Genomic DNA, 18510 nt, shown 5'->3' with positions numbered 1-18510 from the left:
CTCAGCTCCCTTCCGAGGAGTGGCCGGGGAACACGTGCGCGGTCGGGTCGATCACGACCGCGGCGTTGTTGACGGCGGTCGCGGCCTCGCCGAAGCCGACCGCGATCAGCCGGACCTTGCCGGGGTACTCGGTGATGTCCCCGGCCGCGAAGACGCGGGGCAGCGAGGTGCGCATCGAGGAGTCGACGACCACGTGGCGCCGGTGCGTCTCGAGGCCCCACTGCTGGAGCGGGCCGAGGTCGGCGACGAATCCGAGCGCCGCCACGACCGCCTGGGCCGGCACCACCCGGGGCTCGCCGTCGACGACCAGCTCGAGCTCGGCGAGCGGGCCGGTCGTCCCCCCGTCGGCATCGCGGAGCGCGGCGACCTCGGCCCTGGTGACGACCTGGACCGAGGAGGCCAGGACCTCCTCGACGGTGCGCTGGTGGGCGCGGAAGGCGTCGCGGCGGTGGACCAGGGTGACCGAGCGGGCGATCGGCTCGAGGTGGATCGCCCAGTCGAAGGCGCTGTCACCGCCACCGACGATGACGACGTCCTGGTCGCGGTAGGGCTCGAACGCGGGCACGAAGAACTCGACGCCGCGCCCGATCCAGCCGTCGGCGGCGGGAAGCGGGCGGGGGCTGAACTTGCCGATCCCGGCGGTGATCACCATCGCCTTCGCGCGCACGGCGGTCCCGTCGTCGAGCGTGAGCGTGAGTCCGTCGTCGTCGCACTCCAGGCCGGCGGCGGTCCGGCCGAGGAGCAGCTCGGGCTTCGCGCTCAGGGCCTGGGCGACCAGGCCCTCGACCAGGTCGCGGCCCTTGACGTCGGGGAAGCCCGCGACGTCGAGGATCGCCTTCTCCGGATACATGGCCGTGACCTGACCGCCCAGCTCGGGCAGCGAGTCGACGAGCGCGACGCTCAGCCCGCGGAAGCCCGCGTAGTAGGTGGCGAACAGGCCGCTCGGTCCGGCGCCGACCACGGCCAGGTCGCACTCGACGACACGCTCTTCGGTGGCCACGACAGAACTGTAACGTGTTCTAGTTGGCTTTGTCTTGCGTCGGGCCGTCGTCCGTCGGCGTATCGCTCGCCAAGTCGCTCGGCGAGTCGCTCGGCGAGTCCGTCGAGGCCCCCGTCGCCGGGTTGTCGGTGTCGAGGCGGTCCACCAGCCAGCCGTGGTCGGTGTGGACCATCGTCAGCAGCGCGCGGTAGGGCGTGACCACGGTCTCCTTCTTGCCCTCGCGGACCCGCTCGACGACCTGGTTGAGGAAGACCAGCGCCTCGAGCCGGGTGCGGTTGGCGCGCACCACGCCCTGGGCGACGACCGAGGCCTGCACCTTGAGCTGCAGGGCGATCCCCTGCTCCTTCACGTCGCCGATGACCTCGAGGTATTCCTTCTCGTAGCGCGCCGTGGTCAGCTCGACCGCGGCGGCCACCTCGTCGTCGTACTTGCTGTAGTCGACCGACACCAGCTCCTGGGCCGCCTTGGCCGCGGCCTCGACCCCGTCGCGCCACTGCAGCGCCGAGGCCACGACCGGGCGCCCCCTCGGGACGCTCAGGCTGCCGTTGTCGTCGCTGGCGCGGACCGGGCCGTCGTCCTCGTCGCCGAAGCGGTCGGCGGCGAGCAGGCCGAACTCGGCGACGAGGGCGAGGGTGACCAGGGCGAGCACGGCGATCAGGATCCGGGTCGTGCGTGGACGGGCCAGGAGGCCGGGCCCGCCCGCGCGGTCGACCTCCCGCTCCTCGGGCAGCGACGCGAGCACGGTGTCGTCGTCCGGCCCGGTCGGGGTCTCGTGGCTCGGGGTCTCGTCGGTCGTGCTCCGCGCCGCGGAGCTCTGACCGGCGAGCCGGCGGGGGCGCGGGGTCTGGCCGCGGGAGCTGGCGGGCTTGCGGGGGGTGGGGCGGGTCATGTCTTCCTCGTCCTGCGTTGCATCAGCCCAGCGCGACGTACTGGAGGTCCTTGGTCAGCCAGCGACCGTCCTCCCGCACGAGCTCGAGCTGGATGCGGTAGTTGCGGGCCTCCGGCTGGAACTGCGTCGTCTTGTTCTTGACCGTGCCGCTGGTGGCGACGATGGCCGTCGCCGAGTCCTCGTCCCCGGCGACCAGGCCGGCCCAGACGACCTCGGCGACCATGCTCGACTGCGCCTCGGTCGCCAGCTTCTCCAGGTCCTTCGCACCCTTGCTGTACTGCGAGAGGAAGGTCCCGGTCGCCATCGACTTGACCGCCTCGATCGTGCGCGCGGGGTCTTCGTAGTCGAAGTTCACGAACGCGGTGACCATCTTCGACGCCGCCTCCAGCTGCTCGGCGGTGCGCTTCTGCTCGGTCTCGTCGGCCAGCGGGACCGCCTCGACGAGGCCGCGACCGACGTCCTGGCCCGCGCCCGGAACGAGGTCGGTGCCGTTGACCTCGTTGTCCGAGGTGCTGACGTGCAGGTAGAGCAGCAGGAGTGCCACACAGCCACAGATCACCGTCGCGGCGTACAGCGCGATGTTGAGGCGCACGCGGGTCGAGTCCTGATCCGACTCCCCCGTCACTTGCTCGCCACCGGGCCGACCAACAGCCACTTCCACGCATCCCCTCCCAGGACGGAAAGGTCCTCCGGCTGCCGCAGCTCGACCGGGTTCCCCTCGGAATCGACCAGTCCGGGCACCTGGCCGGTGGACGGGTCGTAGGTGCCACTGTAGACGCGACCGGGCGAGGCGCGGTTCTTGCGGTTCGACGGCGCGTACCTGCTGCCCCGCATGTTGTACGGCGGCCCCGCCGTGCAGCTGACCTGGGCCGGCTTCTTGTCGGTCAGGTCCTGCGTCGAGCGCCACTGCGAGGGGGGCACGTAGCCCTGCGTGCAGGGCGGGATGCTGTAGTCGAACTGCAGGTTGACGTGGCCCCAGCCGTCGGCCGTGCTGCCGGTCGGTCCGCCGGAGATCAGCACCGGGTAGGTGACGAGGAGCTGCTCGAGGCCGTCGAGCTCGGTGACGAGCACCTGGCCGACGGTCACCAGGTCGCCGAGGAGCACCGGGATCGTGGGCTCGAGCTCCTTGAGGAGGCGGGTGAGTGCCCTCGCGGCGCCGGGGGTGGCGCTCAACACGGTGCGCAGGTCGCCGTCGCTGGCCCGCAGCGCGGAGGTGAGGGTGTCGAGGTCCGCGGCGAAGCGCCGGATGTTCTCCTTCTGGCCCTGCTGGGTCTTGAGCACCGCGAGGCCGCTGTCGAGCAGCTGGATCGTCTCGTCGGTGTGGGCGCTGGCCTCGGCGATGAAGGCCGAGCCGCCGTCGAGCAGCCTCTGGAGGTCGTCGCCGGTGTCGGTGAACATCGTGCCGAGCTCCTCGACCACCTTCGCGAGGCTGTCCTTGTCGACCGAGCCCACGAAGCGGTTGAGGTCGACGAGGAGGTCGCCCTCGTCGACCGGCAGGGACTTCTCGTCACCGGTGAACCTCGAGCCGTCCTCGGCGTACGGGCCCGACTCGTCGTCCGGCTGGAAGTCGAGGTACTGCTCGCCCACGGCCGAGAGGTTGTGCACGAACAGCCGCGACTCGATCGGGAGGCGGGTGTCCTCCTCGAGGTCGAGGGTCAGGTCGACGCCCTCCTCGGTCGTCTCCATCCGCGAGACCCGGCCGATCTTCACCCCGCGATAGGTCACCTCGCTGCCCTCGTAGAGGCCGCCGGAGCCGGGCAGGCTGGCGGTGACGGTGATCCCCCGGCCGGTGACCCGGTCGACGATGCCGAGATAGCTCGCCGCGATGTAGGTGATGCCGACGGCGCTGAGCACGACGAAGGCCATCAGTCGGATCCGCACGCCCCGGGTCATCGGGGTCCCCGCGAGGTTGTCAGTCGGAGGAGCGAAGCGGGGGAAGCGAAGAACCTCGTGCGGTGATTCATGCGACACCACCGCCCAGGAGGCCCTCGGTGGAGGTTCGGTACGACGACGGACTCGCCCCGGTGAGGCCGTTGAGCAGCCCCCCGAGCGCGCCGCCCGGGCCGAGCAGCCCGTTGGCGCCGCCGAGCAGTCCGCCGAGGTCGAGGTCGGGCAGGGACGTGAGCAGCTTGCAGACCGGGCTCGTGCTGATCTTGGGGTCCTTGCACTTGGTCTGCAGGTCCTGGAGCAGGTTGACGTCGCTGAGCACCTTCAGGCAGGACACGCTGGTGAGGCTGCCGCTCTTGAGGCACTTGGTCACCGAATCCAGCACCTGGCCCAGGTCGGGCAGGTCGATCTCGGGCAGGCCGAGGGTCTTGTAGAGGTTCTCGATGTTGAGGTCGGCCCGGATGATCGTGTCGGCGTAGTCGCCCTGGATGATGTTGGCGGCCGCCTGCGGGAACGGGAAGCTCACCAGCAGGTTGAGGCCGGGGGCCAACTGCTCGTCGGCCTCGGTCAGGCGACGCAGGATCGGGCTGAGGTCCTCGAGGATCTTGAGGACGTCCTCCTTGCTGGCGTTGATCACCCGGGTGCCGACCTTGCCGAGCCTGTCGAGCGAGCCGAGCATCGCGATCAGCTCGTCGTGCTGGGCCGACAGGACCTCGACGGCCGGGCCGACGGCGTCGAGCGCGTCGCCGATCGTCTTCTTCTCGGCGTTGAGCGTCGAGGTGAGGTTGTTGAGGGACTCGAGGGCCTGGATGATGTCGAGCTTCTGCTGGTCGATGGTCCCCACCACCGAGTCCAGCGAGGACAGCAGGCCGCGCAGCCGGTCCTCGCGCCCGGACATGACGAGGTTCGCCTCCCGGGTGATGGTCCCCAGCTGGGCGACGCCGCCCCCGCTGAGCAGGAACGAGAGCGCGCCGAGGACCTCCTCCACCTCGGGATTGCGGCCGGTGCTGGCGAGCTCGATCTCGTCGCCCTGGCCCAGGCGTCCGGTGGGCGCCTCCCGCTCGGGGGCCTGGAGCGAGACGTACTTCTCGCCGAGCAGGGAGACCTGCCGGATGTCGGCGATCGAGTTGTCGGGCAGCTCGACCTCGTCGCGCAGCCGCAGGGTGACCTTGGCGTTCCAGCCGGCGCGCTCGACGTCGACGACCTCCCCCACGACGACGTCGTCGACCATCACGGGCGAGCGCGGCACGACGTTGAGGACGTCGCGGAAGTACGCCGTGACCTCGTAGGCCTCGTCCGCGTCGACCGGATGTCCGGGCAGGGGCAGGTCGTAGGCGCCGTCGAAGCTGCTGCAGCCGGTGAGCAGGGCGGTTCCGAGCAGCAGCGCGACCAGAGCGCGCCAGCGGCCGGAGAGGTGGCGGAGGCCTCGGCTCACGACGCACCTCCCAGCAGGGTCTGGACGGAGGTGTCGTCGCCGGTCGAGTAGGACACCTCGGAGACCCGGGGCACGATGACGTCGTTCTTCGAGGCCGTCTGCTTCGGCAGGGAGGACTTGTACTCGGGCGGCAGCCACGGCAGCTTCGTCGCGATCGGCTCGATCAGCTTCTCGACGAGCTCGCACGCGGTGTCCTTGAGCGCCGGCGGCATCGAGGGGTGCTGCTGGATGAACGAGCAGATCAGTCCGTCGACGTCCCAGACGTTGCCGCCGATCGCGAAGCGGGAGTTCTGGCTGTCGCTGACGTGGTCGAAGCCCATGGCGAGATTGCCCATCGCGACCGGCGCCACCTCGATGGCGGTCTTGATGTTGTCGCGCTCGGAGGCGATGGTCGTCATCACCTCGGTGAGCTTGCGGATGTCGGCGACGAAGGCGTCCCGGTTGTCCTTCACGAAGCCCTTGACACTGCCGACCGCCTTCGCGACGGCCGCCACGGCCTTCTGCAGCTCGTCACTCTCCTCGGCGAGCATCGAGGAGACACCGGTGAGGTCCTGCATGAAGGCTCGGACGAGCGTGTCGTTCTGGGCGAGCGTGGTGGTGAACTTCGCGAGCTGGGTGACCGTCTCGAAGAGCGGTCCGGCCCCGTCGCCGAAGGTCTGCGCGGCGTCGGCGAGGTCCTGGATCATCTGGTTGCCCTGGGCACCCTGGCCCCCGAACGCCTTGGTTCCGGCCTGGAGCAGGTGGTCGAGGGTGCCGTCGGCATTGACGCCGTTGGGCCCCAGCGCCCGGGTCAGCGCCTGGAGGCTGCCGTAGATGCGGTCGAGCTCGACGGGCACCGCCGTCTCGGGCAGGGCGATGTCCGCGCCGTCGGCCATCACGTCGCCGCCCTGGAAGACGGGGGTCAGCTGGACGAAGCGGTCAGCGACGAGCGTGGGAGTGACGATGACCGCCTGGGCCTTCGCCGGGATCTTGTACGACGCGTCGTACTCCATCTCGACCCGCACCGAGTTGCCCTCGGGGATCACGGCGGTCACGTTGCCGACGTTGACGCCGAGGATCCGGACGTCGGTTCCCTCGTAGACACTGACGGCGCGGGGGAAGTGGGCGGTGACGGTCTTCGTCTCGGCGGGTGAGCGGACCAGGTTGATCGTCACGGCCAGCAGCAGCGCGACCGCGACGACGGCGATGACGCGCCGGTCGATGCGCTTGAGGACGGTGGACACCATGGCGCTCAGAGCCCCGTTCCCGGGACGAACTCGCCGGTGGGGATGGCGAGCATGTTGGCGGCGTAGGCGTCGAACCACGGGCCGGTCCCGATGATGTTGCTGAGGATGGACACATAGGGCCCGAGGGCGGCGAGGGTCGCCTTGAGCTTGTCCTTCTTCGAGACCAGGAAGGACACCAGCCCGTCGACCTCCTTCAGAGCGGGACCGATCTGCTTCTCGTTGTCCTTCACCACGCCGCGCAGCTCGCGGGCGAGGGTGCGGGCGTTGACGAGCAGCGCGTGCACCGCGTCCTTGCGCTTGGTCAGCTCCTGGAACACCAGGTCGCTGTTCTTCATCAGCTCCACGATGTCGTCGCTGCGGTCGGCGAGGACCTTGGTGACCTGCTGGGAGGAGTCGAAGAGCGACTTGATCTCGGCGTCGCGCGAGGCGATGGTCTGCGACAGCCGGGAGATGCCGTCGAAGGACGCCTGGATCTCGGGCGCCGACTGGTCCAGGGTGTCGGCCACGGTCTCCAGCGCCTGGGCCAGCTGGTCGGTGTCGATCTCCTCCGTCGTGGTGGTCAGGTCGCCGAAGACACCGACGATGTCGTAGGCCGCCTGGGTGCGCTCCATCGGGATCGTGCCGCCCTCGGCGAGCTGGCCGTTCCCGCCGGGCTGGACGTCGAGGAACTTCTCGCCCAGCAGGTTGAGCACCTCGATGGAGGCGCTGCTGGTCCTGCCGAACTCGACGTCGCCGTCGATCTCGAACTTCACCTTGACCCGGTCGCGGTCGAGCGTGACGGCGCTGACCCGGCCGACGCGGATGCCGCCGACCTGGACGATGTTGCCCTTGTGGATGCCGCTGGCGTCGCTGAACTCGGCGTAGTAGGTCGTGCCCCGGAAGCCGGGGAACTTGCCGAGGTTGAAGGTCGCGGCGGACACCACGGCCATGACCACGAGGGTGATGACGCCCAGGCGCAGGACGCGCGCGTCCCGGGCGCGCTGATGCTTGTTGACGGGCTGTCTCATCGGTCCTGACACCTCGGCGCCTTGGACTTGAAGGAGAAATTGGTCAGGTAGTCCTGGATCTCCTTGAGGATCGGCAGGTCCTTGATGACCGGGAGCCGGATCCGGCCGGAGAAGCCGCAGACGTAGTACTGGTACCAGGACCCGTAGGTCCCGGTCCGGGTCTGGTCGGTCATCATCTCCGGCATCCGGTCGAGGAGGCTGGCCAGGTTGTCCCGGTTCTCCTTCTTGTTGAGCAGCTTGGACAGCGAGCGCAACGCGGCGATGTCCTCCTTGAGCAGCGGACGGCCGCGGCGCAGGAGGTCGGCGACGGCCACGGTCAGCTCGGAGATGTTGTCGAGCGAGGAGCCGATCGTGTCGCGGTCCTTGGCGAGATCGCTCATCCAGTCCTTGAGCTCGACGATGAGCGAGCTGAGCTGCTGGTGGCGCTCGTCGACGGTGTTCAGCGTCTGGGTGAGGTTGGTGATCACGTCGCCGATGAGCTGGTCGCGGTCGGCGAGAGCCGAGGTCAGCGACGCGGTGTGGTCCAACAGGCTCTTGACGGTGCCGCCCTCCCCCTGGAGCACCTGGACCAGGTTCAGGCTGAGCTCGTTGACCTGGTCGGGCGTGAGCGCGGCGAACAGCGGCTTGAACCCGTCGAAGAGCACGGTCAGGTCGAGCGCCGGCTCGGTGTTGCGCACCGGGATGGTGGCTCCGTCGGCGAGCGGCGCGGCATCGGCGGCGCCGGTGCCCTGCTGCAGACTCATGTAGCGGTCGCCGACGAGGTTGAGGAAGCGGATGTTGGCCCTCGACGCCGTGGTCAGCCTGACGCCGGCGTCGACCTTGAAGGTCACCTCGGCCATCGAGCGCTTGTGGTGCTCGACCTTCTTGACCTCGCCGACGTTGACGCCGGCGACCCGGACGTCGTCGCCCTTCTCCAGCATCGTGGCGTTGGTGAAGATCGCGTGGTACTCGTGGCGGTCGCCGAAGCCGACATTGCCCATGATCACGGCCAGCAGGCCGGTCACGAACACCGACACGATCGTGAACACGCCGAGCTTGATCGCGGCCGCCCTGGTCACGGCGTTGCGCTGGTTGCCCCCGGGGCTCATCCGGCCGCCCTCCCCTCGCGGACCACCGGCCCGTAGAGCAGCGACCCGAGGGAGCCGTACGACGAGGGGTCGCGCCCGCTCTCACCGGCGAGCATCGCGTTGACGACCTTCTGCTCGGCCGTGCTGCCGGCGTACCCGCTGTCGATGGCGGCCGGCCGGCCCAGCAGGCCCTGGAGGGGCAGTGGCGAGAAGCCGCCCAACTCGTCGATGTCGGAGCCCTGGTCCAGCGGGTGGGCCGGCGCCGGCACCGTGAAGTCGGGCAGGCCGAGACACCACGGTCCGTGGCCGACCTCGCCGTAGGTGGGGGTGTCGCGCTCGTCGTAGGGGCGGAACTGCGGCTGGAAGAACTCGATGTACTGCTTGACCACGTTGCCTTCGAAGGTCTTGGACAGGATCGGCGCGTAGTTGGCGGCGCCCCGGATCAGGCAGGGGAACTCCGGGGAGTACTCCGCGAGGAGGTCGAGGATCGGCGCGGTGACCTCGCCCATCCGGATGAGGTTCTGCTCGTTGTCGGCGAGGAAGCGGGTCGCGGTGTCGGCGAGCCCGGTGAGATCGGAGAAGAAGACGTCGAGCTCGGCGGCCTTCTCGGTGACCGTCTTGCTGGTGACGGTGACGTTGTCGAGGACGTCGAGCAGGTCGGGGGCGGCGACGTCGTAGGCGTCGGCGACGTCGGCGAGGGCGACGAGGTCCTTGCGCAGGGTCGGCAGGTGGTCGTCGATGGCGCCGATGTAGTCGCCGAGCTGGTCCATGGTCGCGCCGAGCTGCTCACCGCGGCCCTCGAGCGCGGTGGCGAGGGCGTGCAGGGTCGCGTTGAGGTCCGCGGGCCGCACGGCGCGCAGCAGCGGGAAGAGGTCGGCGAGCACCTGGCTGAGCTCGACGTTGGTCTCGACCCGATCCGAGGGGATCACGTCGCCGTCGCTCAGGTGGCCGCTGGCGCTCTCGGGACGGACCAGCGCGACGAACTTCTGGCCGAAGAGGGTCGTCGGCAGGATCCGGACGCTCACGTTGGCGGGGATCCGCTTGGCGGCGTCCGGCTCGAGCGCGAGGGTGATCTCGGCCTGCTCGCCGTCCTGATCGATCCTGTCGACGCGGCCCACGAGGGCGCCGTGCATCCGCACGTCGCCGAACTTGGCCAGCTGGAGGCCGGCCCGGTCGGCCTTCACCGTGACGATCGTGGAGTTGTCGAAGGTCTTGTCGTAGATCGCGATCGAGAGCCAGACCAGCAGCGCGATCACGCTCAGGAAGGCGACGCCGGCGACGAGGAGCCGGTTGTGCTCGCGGGCGCTGTCGTGGTGGATGTTGACCAGCATGGCTACCCCGTGATCCGCACGGTGGTCGTCGAGCCCCAGATCGCGAAGCTCAGGAAGAAGTCCGCCGCCACGATCGTCACGATGCTGGTCCGGATCGCCTTGCCGACGGCCCGGCCGACGCCGGCGGGCCCGCCCGAGGCGGTGTAGCCGTAGTAGCAGTGGATGAGGATGACCGCGACCGCCAGGAAGAGCAGCTTGGCGAACGACCACAGGATGTCGATGGGGGGCAGGAACTGGAAGAAGGCGTGGTCGTAGGTTCCCGGCGACTGCCCGTAGATGTAGACCACGATCAGGCGCGGGGAGAGGAAGGACGCGCACAGGGCCACGATGTAGAGCGGGATGACCGCGATGAAGGCGGCGACCATCCGGGTCGTGACGAGGAACGGCAGCGACGGGATGCCCATCACCTCGAGTGCGTCGATCTCCTCCGAGATGCGCATGGCGCCGAGCCGGGCGGTGTATCCGCAGCCCACCGTCGCGGCGAGGGCGATCGACGAGACGAGCGGCGCGACCTCGCGGGTGTTGAAGTACGCCGAGATGAAGGCGCTGAACTTCGCGACGCCGAGCTGGCTCAGCTGGGCGTAGCCCTGGATCCCGACCTCGGTGCCGGCGAAGAACGCCATGAACGCGATCACGCCGACCGAGCCGGCGATCACACTGAGGCCGCCTGCTCCGAACGCCACCTCGGCCAGGGTCTTGGTGATCTCGCGGGGGTAGCGCTTGATCGCACGGGGCACCCAGACGAGCGCCTTGACGTAGAAGAGCAGCTGGTCGCCGTACGCCTCGAGTCCGGAGCGGCCGGACTGCACCGTGTCCTGGACCATCTTCACGCCCGCCATCACAACCCCACCGGAGGAGCGATCTGGAAGTAGATGGCGGTGATCACGGCGTTGAGGAAGAACAGCGCCATGAAGGCGATGATCACCGACTCGTTGACCGCCCGGCCCACGCCGCTCGGGCCGCCGCCCGCGTTGAGACCCTTGTAGGCGCCGATGATGGCCGCGAGCCAGCCGAAGATGATCGCCTTGATCATGGCGATGTAGAGGTCGGGCAGGGACGCGAGGGCGGTGAAGGACGACAGGAAGGCGCCGGCGGAGCCGCCCTGCACGATGACGGTGAAGAAGTAGCCGCCGCCGATCCCGGTGCCGATCACGATGCCGTTGATCATGAAGGCCACGAACATGGTGGCCACCACGCGGGGCGCGACGAGACGCTCGAGCGGGTCGATGCCGAGCACCTCCATCGCGTCGATCTCCTCGCGGATCTTGCGCGCGCCCAGGTCCGAGCAGATCGCGGACCCGGCGGCGCCGGCGATGATCATCGCGGCCGCCATCGGCGCGGCCTCGCGCACGGTCGCGAGGACCGCCGCGCCGCCGGCGAACGACTGGGCGCCGAGCTGACCGGTCAGGTTGCCGACCTGCAGCGAGATCACCGCGCCGAACGGGATCGAGACCATGATGGTCGGCATGAGCGTGACGCTCGTGACGAACCAGGCCTGCTCGAGGAACTCCCTCGTCTGGAAGGGCCGGGTGAGGATGCGCTTGGTCACCTCGACGACCATCAGGGCGATCTCGCCGGGGCCGCGTACGACCGCCATGGCATTGAAGGCCACGCCCCGACTCCTCTCGCGCCCGTCTGTCCCGTCGGCCCGCACTGCGGGCACCGCGATATTAGAACACGTTCTCGTTGTGAGCGACACAACATGACCGTCACGTGGCCGAGTTGGCCCCCCTGCTCCCTAACGGCAGCACCGGGCGCGGGGTCACGTCCGGGCTCGCGGCCCGGTCTTCCCTAGGATCGGCCGGGTGCAGACCAACGCCGCCCGGCTGCCCCGGTTCCTGGTGACCGTGGCGCGCCACCCCTCGGCCGTGCTCCTGGCCGCACAGCTCGTCGTCGTCCTCGCCTACCCCGCACTCGGCGGGACGGCCGCCGGGCGTGCGGTGGTCGGCGTGTTCCAGGTGGCGGTCGTGTTGAGCGCGGTATGGGCGGTACGGCGCACGCCGACACTGACCTGGGTGGGACTTCTGCTGGGCGGCCCGGCCGTCGTCCTGGCCGTGCTCGAGGCGGTCGAGCCCGACGTAGCGGCCGTCGTGCTGGCGTCGGCGGCCTTCCACGTGCCGTTCTACCTGTTCGTGTCGTACTCGATGATCAGGTACCTCTTCCACGACGACAAGGTCACCCTGGACGAGCTGTACGCGACCGGAGCGGCGTTCACCGTCGTGGCCTGGGCGTTCGCCTACCTGTACGCCGCCACCCAGTTCCTGTGGCCCGGCTCGTTCGTCGGCTTCAACAGCCCTCAGGGCGAGACTCCGCTGAGCTGGTTCGAGCTGCTCTTCCTCTCCTTCACCACGCTGACCAGCGTCGGTCTCTCCGACGTCTACCCGGTCGTCGACCAGGCGCGCTCGTTCGTGATGGTGGAGCAGGTCGCGGGCGTCTTCTACGTCGCGCTGGTCGTCGCCCGCCTCATCGGTCTCAGCGCACGCCGCGGGTGAGCAGGCCGTCGCCCTCGATCATCGACGAGCCCGAGGCCACCTGCTCCCGGGTCGTCAGGGAGCGGATCCGGCGCCGGTAGCGCACGATCTGGATCACGCCGAGCGCCCAGAGCACGTACTGGGTCGCCATCGCCCACCGGAAGGCCTCGGCGGTGTAGCCGCCCTCCCCCGGTGTCAGCAGGTCGAGCACGGCACCGACGGCGAGGACCGCCAGGAGGGCCGAGGTGAACCCGCCGACGTTGATGATCCCGCTCGCGCTCGCCGTCCGATGGTCCGGGTTGCTCGTGCGGGCCACGTCGAAGCCGATCATCGACCCCGGGCCGCCGGCGCCGACCACCACGATCAGCAGGACCAGCAGCGGCATCGGAGCGTCGCCCGGCCAGAGCAGCACCAGCCCCCACACCGTCGCGAGCGCAGCCACGATCACCAGCGCCGTGGTGGACCGGTGCCACGGGTGCCGGCCCACCAGCCAGCCGAGCAGCGGGCCGTAGGCGACGGAGGTCGCGACGAGCAGTGACAGCAGCGCGCTCGCCGCGCCCGGCGAGAGGTGCTCGGCGGTGACCAGGAACGGATAGCCCCACAGCAGGGACATCATCGTGGTGGCGAACGGCGTCGAGAAGTGGACCCACAGCCCGAGCCGGGTGCCGGGTTGGGCCCAGGAGGCGCCGAGGCTGGCGACGAGGTCGCGGGCGCTCATCGGGACGCCGCGCAGGTGGGGGTGCTCCGGCGAGTCGTGGAGCGGGAGGCGGAGCACGACCAGAGCGCCGAGGCCCGCGACGGCACCGGCGAGGTAGGCCCGGGTCCAGCCGACCTGGCCCAGCGCCCAGGTCATGGGTGCGGCGGCCGCGAGCGCACCGATCTGGCCGAGGTTGCCGGTGAGCTGGCTGATCAGCGGCACCTGCCCGCGCGGGAACCACGAGGTGACCAGGCGCAGCACGCAGATGAAGGTCATCGCGTCCCCGGCGCCGACGAGCACCCGGGCGCCGAGGGCCAGGGCGTAGCTGTCGGCGAACGCGAAGGCGGCCTGCCCGATGCTGACCACCATCACGGCGACCGTCAGCACCGTCCGGGAGCCGAACCGGTCGACCATCAGGCCGACCGGGATCTGCATCGAGGCGTAGACCAGCAGCTGCAGGACCGTGAACGACGCCAGCTGGCTCGCCGAGATGTCGAAGCGCTCCGTCGCGGCCAGGCCCGCGACGGCGAGGCTGCTGCGGTGGAAGACCGCGAGCGCGTAGACGAGGAGGCCGACGGTCCAGACGACGTAGCGACGCGAGACGCTCACTTGGTCGCTTCGAGCATCTGGCGCAACTCCTTCTTCAGCTCGCCGATCTCGTCGCGCAGGCGGGCCGCGAGCTCGAACTGCAGCTCCGCGGCGGCCGCCTTCATCTGGTCGGTGAGGTCCTGGATCAGCTGGGCCAGGTCGGAGCTGGGCATGCCGGCCAGCTCGGCCGCGTGCCCGCCGATGTCGGTGCTGCGCAGGTGCGGCGTCGGCGACTTCCCCGACCGCGCAGGCTTCACGCCGCCGGCACGGCCCTTCTGGCCGACGTCGGCCCAGGTCTGGAGCAGCTCCTGGGTGGTCTCGTCCTCGCGGGCCAGCATCTCGGTGATGTCGGCGATCTTCTTGCGCAGCGGCTGCGGGTCGATCCCGTGCGCCTCGTTGTAGGCGACCTGCTTGGCCCGGCGCCGGTTGGTCTCGTCGATGGCCGACGCCATCGACGGGGTGATCCGGTCGGCGTACATGTGCACCTCGCCCGACACGTTGCGGGCGGCGCGGCCGATGGTCTGGATGAGCGACTTGTCGGAGCGCAGGAAGCCCTCCTTGTCGGCGTCGAGGATCGCGACCAGCGACACCTCGGGCAGGTCGAGCCCCTCGCGGAGCAGGTTGATGCCGACGAGCACGTCGTAGAGGCCCAGGCGCAGGTCGCGCAGCAGCTCGATCCGCTTGAGGGTGTCGACCTCCGAGTGGAGGTAGCGGGTGCGGATGCCGGCGTCGAGGAGGTAGTCGGTGAGGTCCTCGGACATCTTCTTGGTCAGCGTCGTGACCAGGACCCGCTCCTCCTTCTCCGTGCGGAGGCGGATCTCGTGGATCAGGTCGTCGATCTGGCCCTTCGTCGGCTTCACCACGACCTCGGGGTCGACCAGGCCGGTCGGGCGGATGATCTGCTCGACGACGTCGCCCTGCACCTTGTCGAGCTCGTAGTCGCCCGGCGTCGCCGAGAGGTAGACGGTCTGCCCGATCCGCTCGAGGAACTCCTCCCAGCGCAGCGGTCGGTTGTCCATGGCGCTCGGCAGGCGGAAGCCGTGCTCGACCAGGTTGCGCTTGCGGGACATGTCGCCCTCGTACATGCCACCGATCTGCGGGACCGCGACGTGCGACTCGTCGACGACGAGCACGAAGTCCTCGGGGAAGTAGTCGAGCAGCGTGTTGGGGGCGCTGCCGCGGCTGCGGCCGTCCATGTGCATCGAGTAGTTCTCGATGCCCGAGCAGGAGCCGACCTGCCGCATCATCTCGATGTCGTAGGTGGTGCGCATCCGCAGCCGCTGGGCCTCGAGCATCTTGCCCTGCCGCTCGAAGGTCGTGAGCTGCTCGGCGAGCTCGGCCTCGATCCCCCGGATCGCGCGCTCCATCCGCTCCGGGCCGGCGATGTAGTGGCTCGCGGGGAAGACGTAGAGCTCCTGGTCCTCGGTGAGGACCTCCCCGGTGACCGGGTGCAGGGTCATCAACCGCTCGATCTCGTCGCCGAAGAACTCGATGCGGACCGCCATCTCCTCGTAGACCGGGAAGATCTCGAGGGTGTCTCCCCGGACCCGGAAGGTGCCGCGGGTGAAGGCGAGGTCGTTGCGGGTGTACTGGATCTCGACGAGACGGCGCAGGACGGAGTCGCGGTCGTGCTCCTCGCCCACGCGCAGCCGGACCATGCGGTCGACGTACTCCTGCGGGGTGCCGAGGCCGTAGATGCACGACACCGTCGAGACCACGATCACGTCGCGCCGCGTGAGCAGGCTGTTGGTGGCCGAGTGGCGCAGCCGCTCCACCTCCTCGTTGATCGAGGAGTCCTTCTCGATGTAGGTGTCGGTCTGGGGGACGTAGGCCTCGGGCTGGTAGTAGTCGTAGTAGGAGACGAAGTACTCGATCGCGTTGTCGGGGAACAGCTGGCGCAGCTCGTTGGCGAACTGGGCCGCCAGCGTCTTGTTGGGCTGCAGCACCAGCAGCGGGCGCTGCACCTGCTCGGCCACCCAGGCCACCGTCGCGGTCTTGCCGGTGCCGGTCGCGCCGAGCAGGACGACGTCCTGGACACCGTCGTTCAGGCGCCGGGTGATCTCCGCGATCGCCGCCGGCTGGTCACCGGAGGGCTGGTAGTCGGACTGCACGTGGAACGGCGCGACACGACGCTCGAGATCGGTGACCGGACGCATGGCTCCAGCGTACGAGGGGGCGCCGACAGCCCGGCTATCGCGGCTTGTCGGGCTGGACCCGCAGCACCTGCAGCGTCGTGGCGAGCATCGCGTAGTGCTCGACGAGCATCACGATCTCGATCCGCTCGCGGTCGTCGAACCGCTCTCCCAGCTCGGCCCACAGCGGATCGGAGAGGTCGTGGGTCCCGAGGAGCTCGTCGGCGGCGCGCAGGAGCAGCCGCTCCCGCGCGGTGAGCGACTCCCCCGTGACGCCCCCGGTCTCGATGCCGTCGATCTCCTCGCCGGTCAGGCCCGCACGGCGGGCCAGGCGGCGGTGCTGGGCGAGCTCGTACGCCGACCGGCGACGGCTCGCGACGCGCAGGATGACCAGTTCCGACTCCCGGCGGGACAGTCGGCCGCCGGGCATCAGCCGGCCGGCGAAGTGCAGCCATCCCCAGAACAGTCGGCGATGCCGGCCCAGGGTGAGGAACACCGCCGGGGGCTCGGTGCCCTGCACCCGGCCTGCGGCTCTCGCGAAGACGGCGACGAGGGGTCCGACCTCGCGCCAGCCGCCGGGCGCGATCCGCGGCTGTCCCGCCGGCCGGCTCATCCGAGGTCCGGGCGTCGGGCCTGCTCGACGGCCGGCAGCACGCGGTTGGCGCCGTAGTTGAACGCGCGCATCGCAAGGGCGTACCCGGGCGGGAAGTAGCGCTGCAGCCAGTGCGCGAGACGGATGTCGGGCGAGGTGTAGACCCAGTACCGGTTGCGCAGCGCGCCCCGCCAGATGGCCTCGGCGGCCTGCTCGGGCGAGACCGCGCGCTTCTGGAAGTGCCGTCGCGCACGGACGAAGGCCCTGCTCTGCTGGTCGATCCCCGCGATCCGGATCGTCTCCACCAGGCCGGTGTCGACGCCGCCGGGGCAGACCAGGCTGACCCCGATCCGGTGCTTGCGCAGGTCGTAGCGCAGCACCTCGGAGACGCCGCGCAGCCCGAACTTGCTGGCGCTGTAGGCCGCGTGCCAGGGCATCGCGATGATGCCGGCCGCCGAGGAGACGTTGACCAGCTGGCCTCCACGCCCCGCGTCGATCATCGGCGGCAGGAACTCCTCGATCACGTGGATCGGGCCCATCAGGTTGACGTCGACCAGACGCTGCCAGTGCTCGGGCTCGAGGCTGCGGACCGTGCCCCAGATCGCGATCCCGGCGACGTTGAGCACGACGTCCATCGCCCCGGCCTGCTCGGTGACGTGCGCGGCGAGGCGGCGTACCTGGTCGTGGTCGGCGACGTCAGCAGCCCGAGCCGTCCCGACCCGCCCACCACGAGCGCGGATCCCGTCGGCGACCGCTGCCAGGGCGTCGGCCCGCACGTCGGTCAGGTGCAGGACGGCTCCCTGCTGGGCCGCCTGCTCTGCCACCGCGCGGCCGATGCCGCTGGCGGCACCGGTGACGAGGACGTTCCTCCCGGCGAGGTCACGGACCGGAGCGCTCAGCCACATCGGGTGCTCTCCTCACAGCAGCGGACGCAACGGGGCCAGGACCGCCTCGGTGAACTTGCGGTGCACGTCGCGCGCCTCCCACTCGCCGCTGGTCAGCTCCAGGCAGTTGGACTGGTCGACCTCGAAGATCTCCTCGAGCTCGCGGGCGAACCCCTCGTCGATGATCTCCACGTTGATCTCGAAGTTGCCCGACAGGCTCAGCCGGTCGATGTTGGCCGTCCCCACGGTCGCCCAGGTGCCGTCGACGGTCGCGGTCTTCGCGTGGACCATCGCGTCGCGGTAGCGCAGGATCCGCACCCCCGCGTCGAGCAGCTGGGCGAAGTAGCCCCGGGAGATCCAGTCGGCGACGATGTGGTTGGACTTCAGCGGGAGCAGGAGACGTACGTCGACGCCGCGGCGTGCCGCGGCCTTCATCGCGTCGATGAAGTCCTCGTCGGGCAGGAAGTAGGCCTGGGTCATCCAGACGTTGCGGCTGGCGCGGTTGATGGCCTCGATGTACATCGCGCGGATCGGGAACATCCACTGCCGCGGCACGTTGCGCTGCACCCGCACACGCGGCTCCCAGGTGGAGGCCGTCTCCAGCAGCAGGGGCCGCTCGGAGTGGCGCAGCCGCCGGCGCCGGTTGAGGTTCCAGAAGTCGGCGAAGGCCCGCTTGAGGTCCCACACCGCGGGGCCGGTGATGCGGACATGGGTGTCGCGCCACTCCGACTCGTAGGCGGAGCCGATGTTGTAGCCGCCCACGAACCCGACGTTGTCGTCGACGACGAGGATCTTGCGGTGGTCGCGCCCGTAGCGTCGCAGGTCGAAGAACCTCCACCCGGCGGAGTAGACGGGATAGCGCAGCACCTTGACGCTCGTCGGGAAGTGCTGGAAGGCCGGCGAGACCACGAGGTTCGCGAACCCGTCGTAGATGCAGTAGACGTCGACACCGCGCTCGGCGGCGGCGATGAGCGCGCTCTTGAACCGCTCCCCCGTGGCGTCGCCCTTCCAGATGTAGGTCTCGAAGAGGATCTGCCGCTGCGCGCCCTCGATCGCCGCCAGCATGTCGTCGTACAGGTCACGGCCGTAGGTGTACGTCGTCACGGCACCGTCGCCGACGGACACCGTGCTGGGCGGCGTCGTCGGGAAGGGCTTGGGCCGCTTGCCGCGGCGCCGGTAGGAGTCGACGAGGGACATCGCGATGGCGACCACGAACGGGATGCCGACCAGGGCCAGCAGGACACGCCTCAGCACGGTCCGCAGGCCGTCCAGAGCGTCGCCGTCGTCGAGTCCCACGCGCGTCA

General features: G+C 69.9%; 17 protein-coding genes. 1 reads left to right on the top strand and 16 read right to left on the bottom strand.

Annotation, left to right across the window (positions count from 1 at the left end):
• Window position 1 precedes the first annotated feature (1 nt).
• The 11 genes from FHP29_RS06460 to FHP29_RS06410 all read right to left on the bottom strand — a co-directional run bounded on the left by FHP29_RS06460 (window position 2) and on the right by FHP29_RS06410 (window position 11454).
• On the bottom strand, window positions 2-1000 hold the full coding sequence (locus tag FHP29_RS06460) for an NAD(P)/FAD-dependent oxidoreductase (RefSeq protein ID WP_139622034.1): 999 nt from the start codon (window positions 998-1000) through the stop codon (window positions 2-4).
• A 19-nt stretch (window positions 1001-1019) separates the two neighbouring features.
• Window positions 1020-1889: a hypothetical protein gene (locus FHP29_RS06455; RefSeq protein ID WP_139622033.1), complete on the bottom strand. Its 870-nt coding sequence runs from the start codon at window positions 1887-1889 to the stop codon at window positions 1020-1022.
• Window positions 1890-1911: 22 nt separating this feature from the next.
• Window positions 1912-2481: a hypothetical protein gene (locus FHP29_RS06450; RefSeq protein ID WP_139622032.1), complete on the bottom strand. Its 570-nt coding sequence runs from the start codon at window positions 2479-2481 to the stop codon at window positions 1912-1914.
• Between the two features lie 29 nt (window positions 2482-2510).
• Window positions 2511-3782: an MCE family protein gene (locus FHP29_RS06445; protein WP_139622031.1), complete on the bottom strand. Its 1272-nt coding sequence runs from the start codon at window positions 3780-3782 to the stop codon at window positions 2511-2513.
• A gap of 67 nt (window positions 3783-3849) precedes the next feature.
• Window positions 3850-5211 (bottom strand): MCE family protein, encoded by a 1362-nt coding sequence (locus tag FHP29_RS06440; RefSeq protein ID WP_240044351.1) that lies wholly within the window; start codon window positions 5209-5211, stop codon window positions 3850-3852.
• Entirely contained in the window at window positions 5208-6437 is a 1230-nt protein-coding gene (locus tag FHP29_RS06435) for an MCE family protein (protein ID WP_139622030.1), read from the bottom strand. Before FHP29_RS06435 ends, FHP29_RS06440 begins: the two co-directional genes overlap by 4 nt.
• Before the next feature lie 5 nt (window positions 6438-6442).
• Window positions 6443-7444 carry an MCE family protein gene (locus tag FHP29_RS06430; RefSeq protein WP_139622029.1) on the bottom strand — a complete coding sequence of 334 codons (1002 nt, stop codon included), beginning with the start codon at window positions 7442-7444 and terminating at the stop codon, window positions 6443-6445.
• Window positions 7441-8532, bottom strand: a complete 1092-nt coding sequence (locus tag FHP29_RS06425; RefSeq protein ID WP_139622028.1) for an MCE family protein — start codon at window positions 8530-8532, stop codon at window positions 7441-7443. The genes FHP29_RS06430 and FHP29_RS06425 overlap by 4 nt, the downstream gene beginning before the upstream one ends.
• Window positions 8529-9842, bottom strand: a complete 1314-nt coding sequence (locus FHP29_RS06420) for an MCE family protein (RefSeq protein ID WP_139622027.1) — start codon at window positions 9840-9842, stop codon at window positions 8529-8531. The genes FHP29_RS06425 and FHP29_RS06420 overlap by 4 nt, the downstream gene beginning before the upstream one ends.
• 2 nt (window positions 9843-9844) lie before the next feature.
• The gene (locus FHP29_RS06415; protein WP_139622026.1) at window positions 9845-10681 is read right to left on the bottom strand and encodes an MlaE family ABC transporter permease; all 837 of its coding nucleotides are present in this window, start codon (window positions 10679-10681) and stop codon (window positions 9845-9847) included.
• Window positions 10681-11454, bottom strand: coding sequence for an MlaE family ABC transporter permease (locus FHP29_RS06410; protein ID WP_275669419.1), 774 nt, complete (start codon window positions 11452-11454; stop codon window positions 10681-10683). Before FHP29_RS06410 ends, FHP29_RS06415 begins: the two co-directional genes overlap by 1 nt.
• Window positions 11455-11647: 193 nt before the next feature.
• Between FHP29_RS06410 and FHP29_RS06405 the strand changes: the two genes are divergently transcribed.
• Window positions 11648-12334 (top strand): ion channel, encoded by a 687-nt coding sequence (locus FHP29_RS06405; protein WP_240044350.1) that lies wholly within the window; start codon window positions 11648-11650, stop codon window positions 12332-12334.
• Here FHP29_RS06405 and FHP29_RS06400 read toward each other — a convergent pair.
• The 5 genes from FHP29_RS06400 to FHP29_RS06380 are packed head-to-tail and all read right to left on the bottom strand — an operon-like array spanning window position 12315 to window position 18502.
• Window positions 12315-13619, bottom strand: a complete 1305-nt coding sequence (locus FHP29_RS06400; protein WP_139622025.1) for an MFS transporter — start codon at window positions 13617-13619, stop codon at window positions 12315-12317. The genes FHP29_RS06405 and FHP29_RS06400 overlap by 20 nt on opposite strands.
• On the bottom strand, window positions 13616-15754 hold the full coding sequence (uvrB, locus tag FHP29_RS06395; protein ID WP_139622024.1) for an excinuclease ABC subunit UvrB: 2139 nt from the start codon (window positions 15752-15754) through the stop codon (window positions 13616-13618). Before uvrB ends, FHP29_RS06400 begins: the two co-directional genes overlap by 4 nt.
• A 34-nt stretch (window positions 15755-15788) precedes the next feature.
• A complete protein-coding gene (locus FHP29_RS06390; protein WP_139622023.1) occupies window positions 15789-16343 on the bottom strand; it encodes a carboxymuconolactone decarboxylase family protein in 555 nt (184 codons plus the stop codon).
• On the bottom strand, window positions 16340-17227 hold the full coding sequence (locus FHP29_RS06385; protein WP_139622022.1) for an SDR family oxidoreductase: 888 nt from the start codon (window positions 17225-17227) through the stop codon (window positions 16340-16342). The genes FHP29_RS06390 and FHP29_RS06385 overlap by 4 nt, the downstream gene beginning before the upstream one ends.
• 12 nt (window positions 17228-17239) lie before the next feature.
• The gene (locus FHP29_RS06380; protein ID WP_240044349.1) at window positions 17240-18502 is read right to left on the bottom strand and encodes a phospholipase D-like domain-containing protein; all 1263 of its coding nucleotides are present in this window, start codon (window positions 18500-18502) and stop codon (window positions 17240-17242) included.
• Window positions 18503-18510: the final 8 nt, after the last annotated feature.

Source organism: Nocardioides albidus, from assembly GCF_006335005.1.
Classification (GTDB): domain Bacteria; phylum Actinomycetota; class Actinomycetes; order Propionibacteriales; family Nocardioidaceae; genus Nocardioides; species Nocardioides albidus.
The sequence above is the reverse complement of the archived record's forward strand: the minus strand, read 5'-3'. Positions and strand labels throughout refer to the sequence as shown.

Bases quoted from the DNA above. Each gene is read 5' to 3' on its own strand.
- FHP29_RS06415 (WP_139622026.1), bottom strand. From the start codon at position 10,681: ATGGCGGGCGTGAAGATGGTCCAGGACACGGTGCAGTCCGGCCGCTCC.
- FHP29_RS06430 (WP_139622029.1), bottom strand. From the start codon at position 7,444: ATGAGACAGCCCGTCAACAAGCATCAGCGCGCCCGGGACGCGCGCGTC.
- uvrB (WP_139622024.1), bottom strand. From the start codon at position 15,754: ATGCGTCCGGTCACCGATCTCGAGCGTCGTGTCGCGCCGTTCCACGTG.
- FHP29_RS06385 (WP_139622022.1), bottom strand. From the start codon at position 17,227: ATGTGGCTGAGCGCTCCGGTCCGTGACCTCGCCGGGAGGAACGTCCTC.
- FHP29_RS06420 (WP_139622027.1), bottom strand. From the start codon at position 9,842: ATGCTGGTCAACATCCACCACGACAGCGCCCGCGAGCACAACCGGCTC.
- FHP29_RS06390 (WP_139622023.1), bottom strand. From the start codon at position 16,343: ATGAGCCGGCCGGCGGGACAGCCGCGGATCGCGCCCGGCGGCTGGCGC.
- FHP29_RS06435 (WP_139622030.1), bottom strand. From the start codon at position 6,437: ATGGTGTCCACCGTCCTCAAGCGCATCGACCGGCGCGTCATCGCCGTC.
- FHP29_RS06425 (WP_139622028.1), bottom strand. From the start codon at position 8,532: ATGAGCCCCGGGGGCAACCAGCGCAACGCCGTGACCAGGGCGGCCGCG.
- FHP29_RS06455 (WP_139622033.1), bottom strand. From the start codon at position 1,889: ATGACCCGCCCCACCCCCCGCAAGCCCGCCAGCTCCCGCGGCCAGACC.
- FHP29_RS06445 (WP_139622031.1), bottom strand. From the start codon at position 3,782: ATGACCCGGGGCGTGCGGATCCGACTGATGGCCTTCGTCGTGCTCAGC.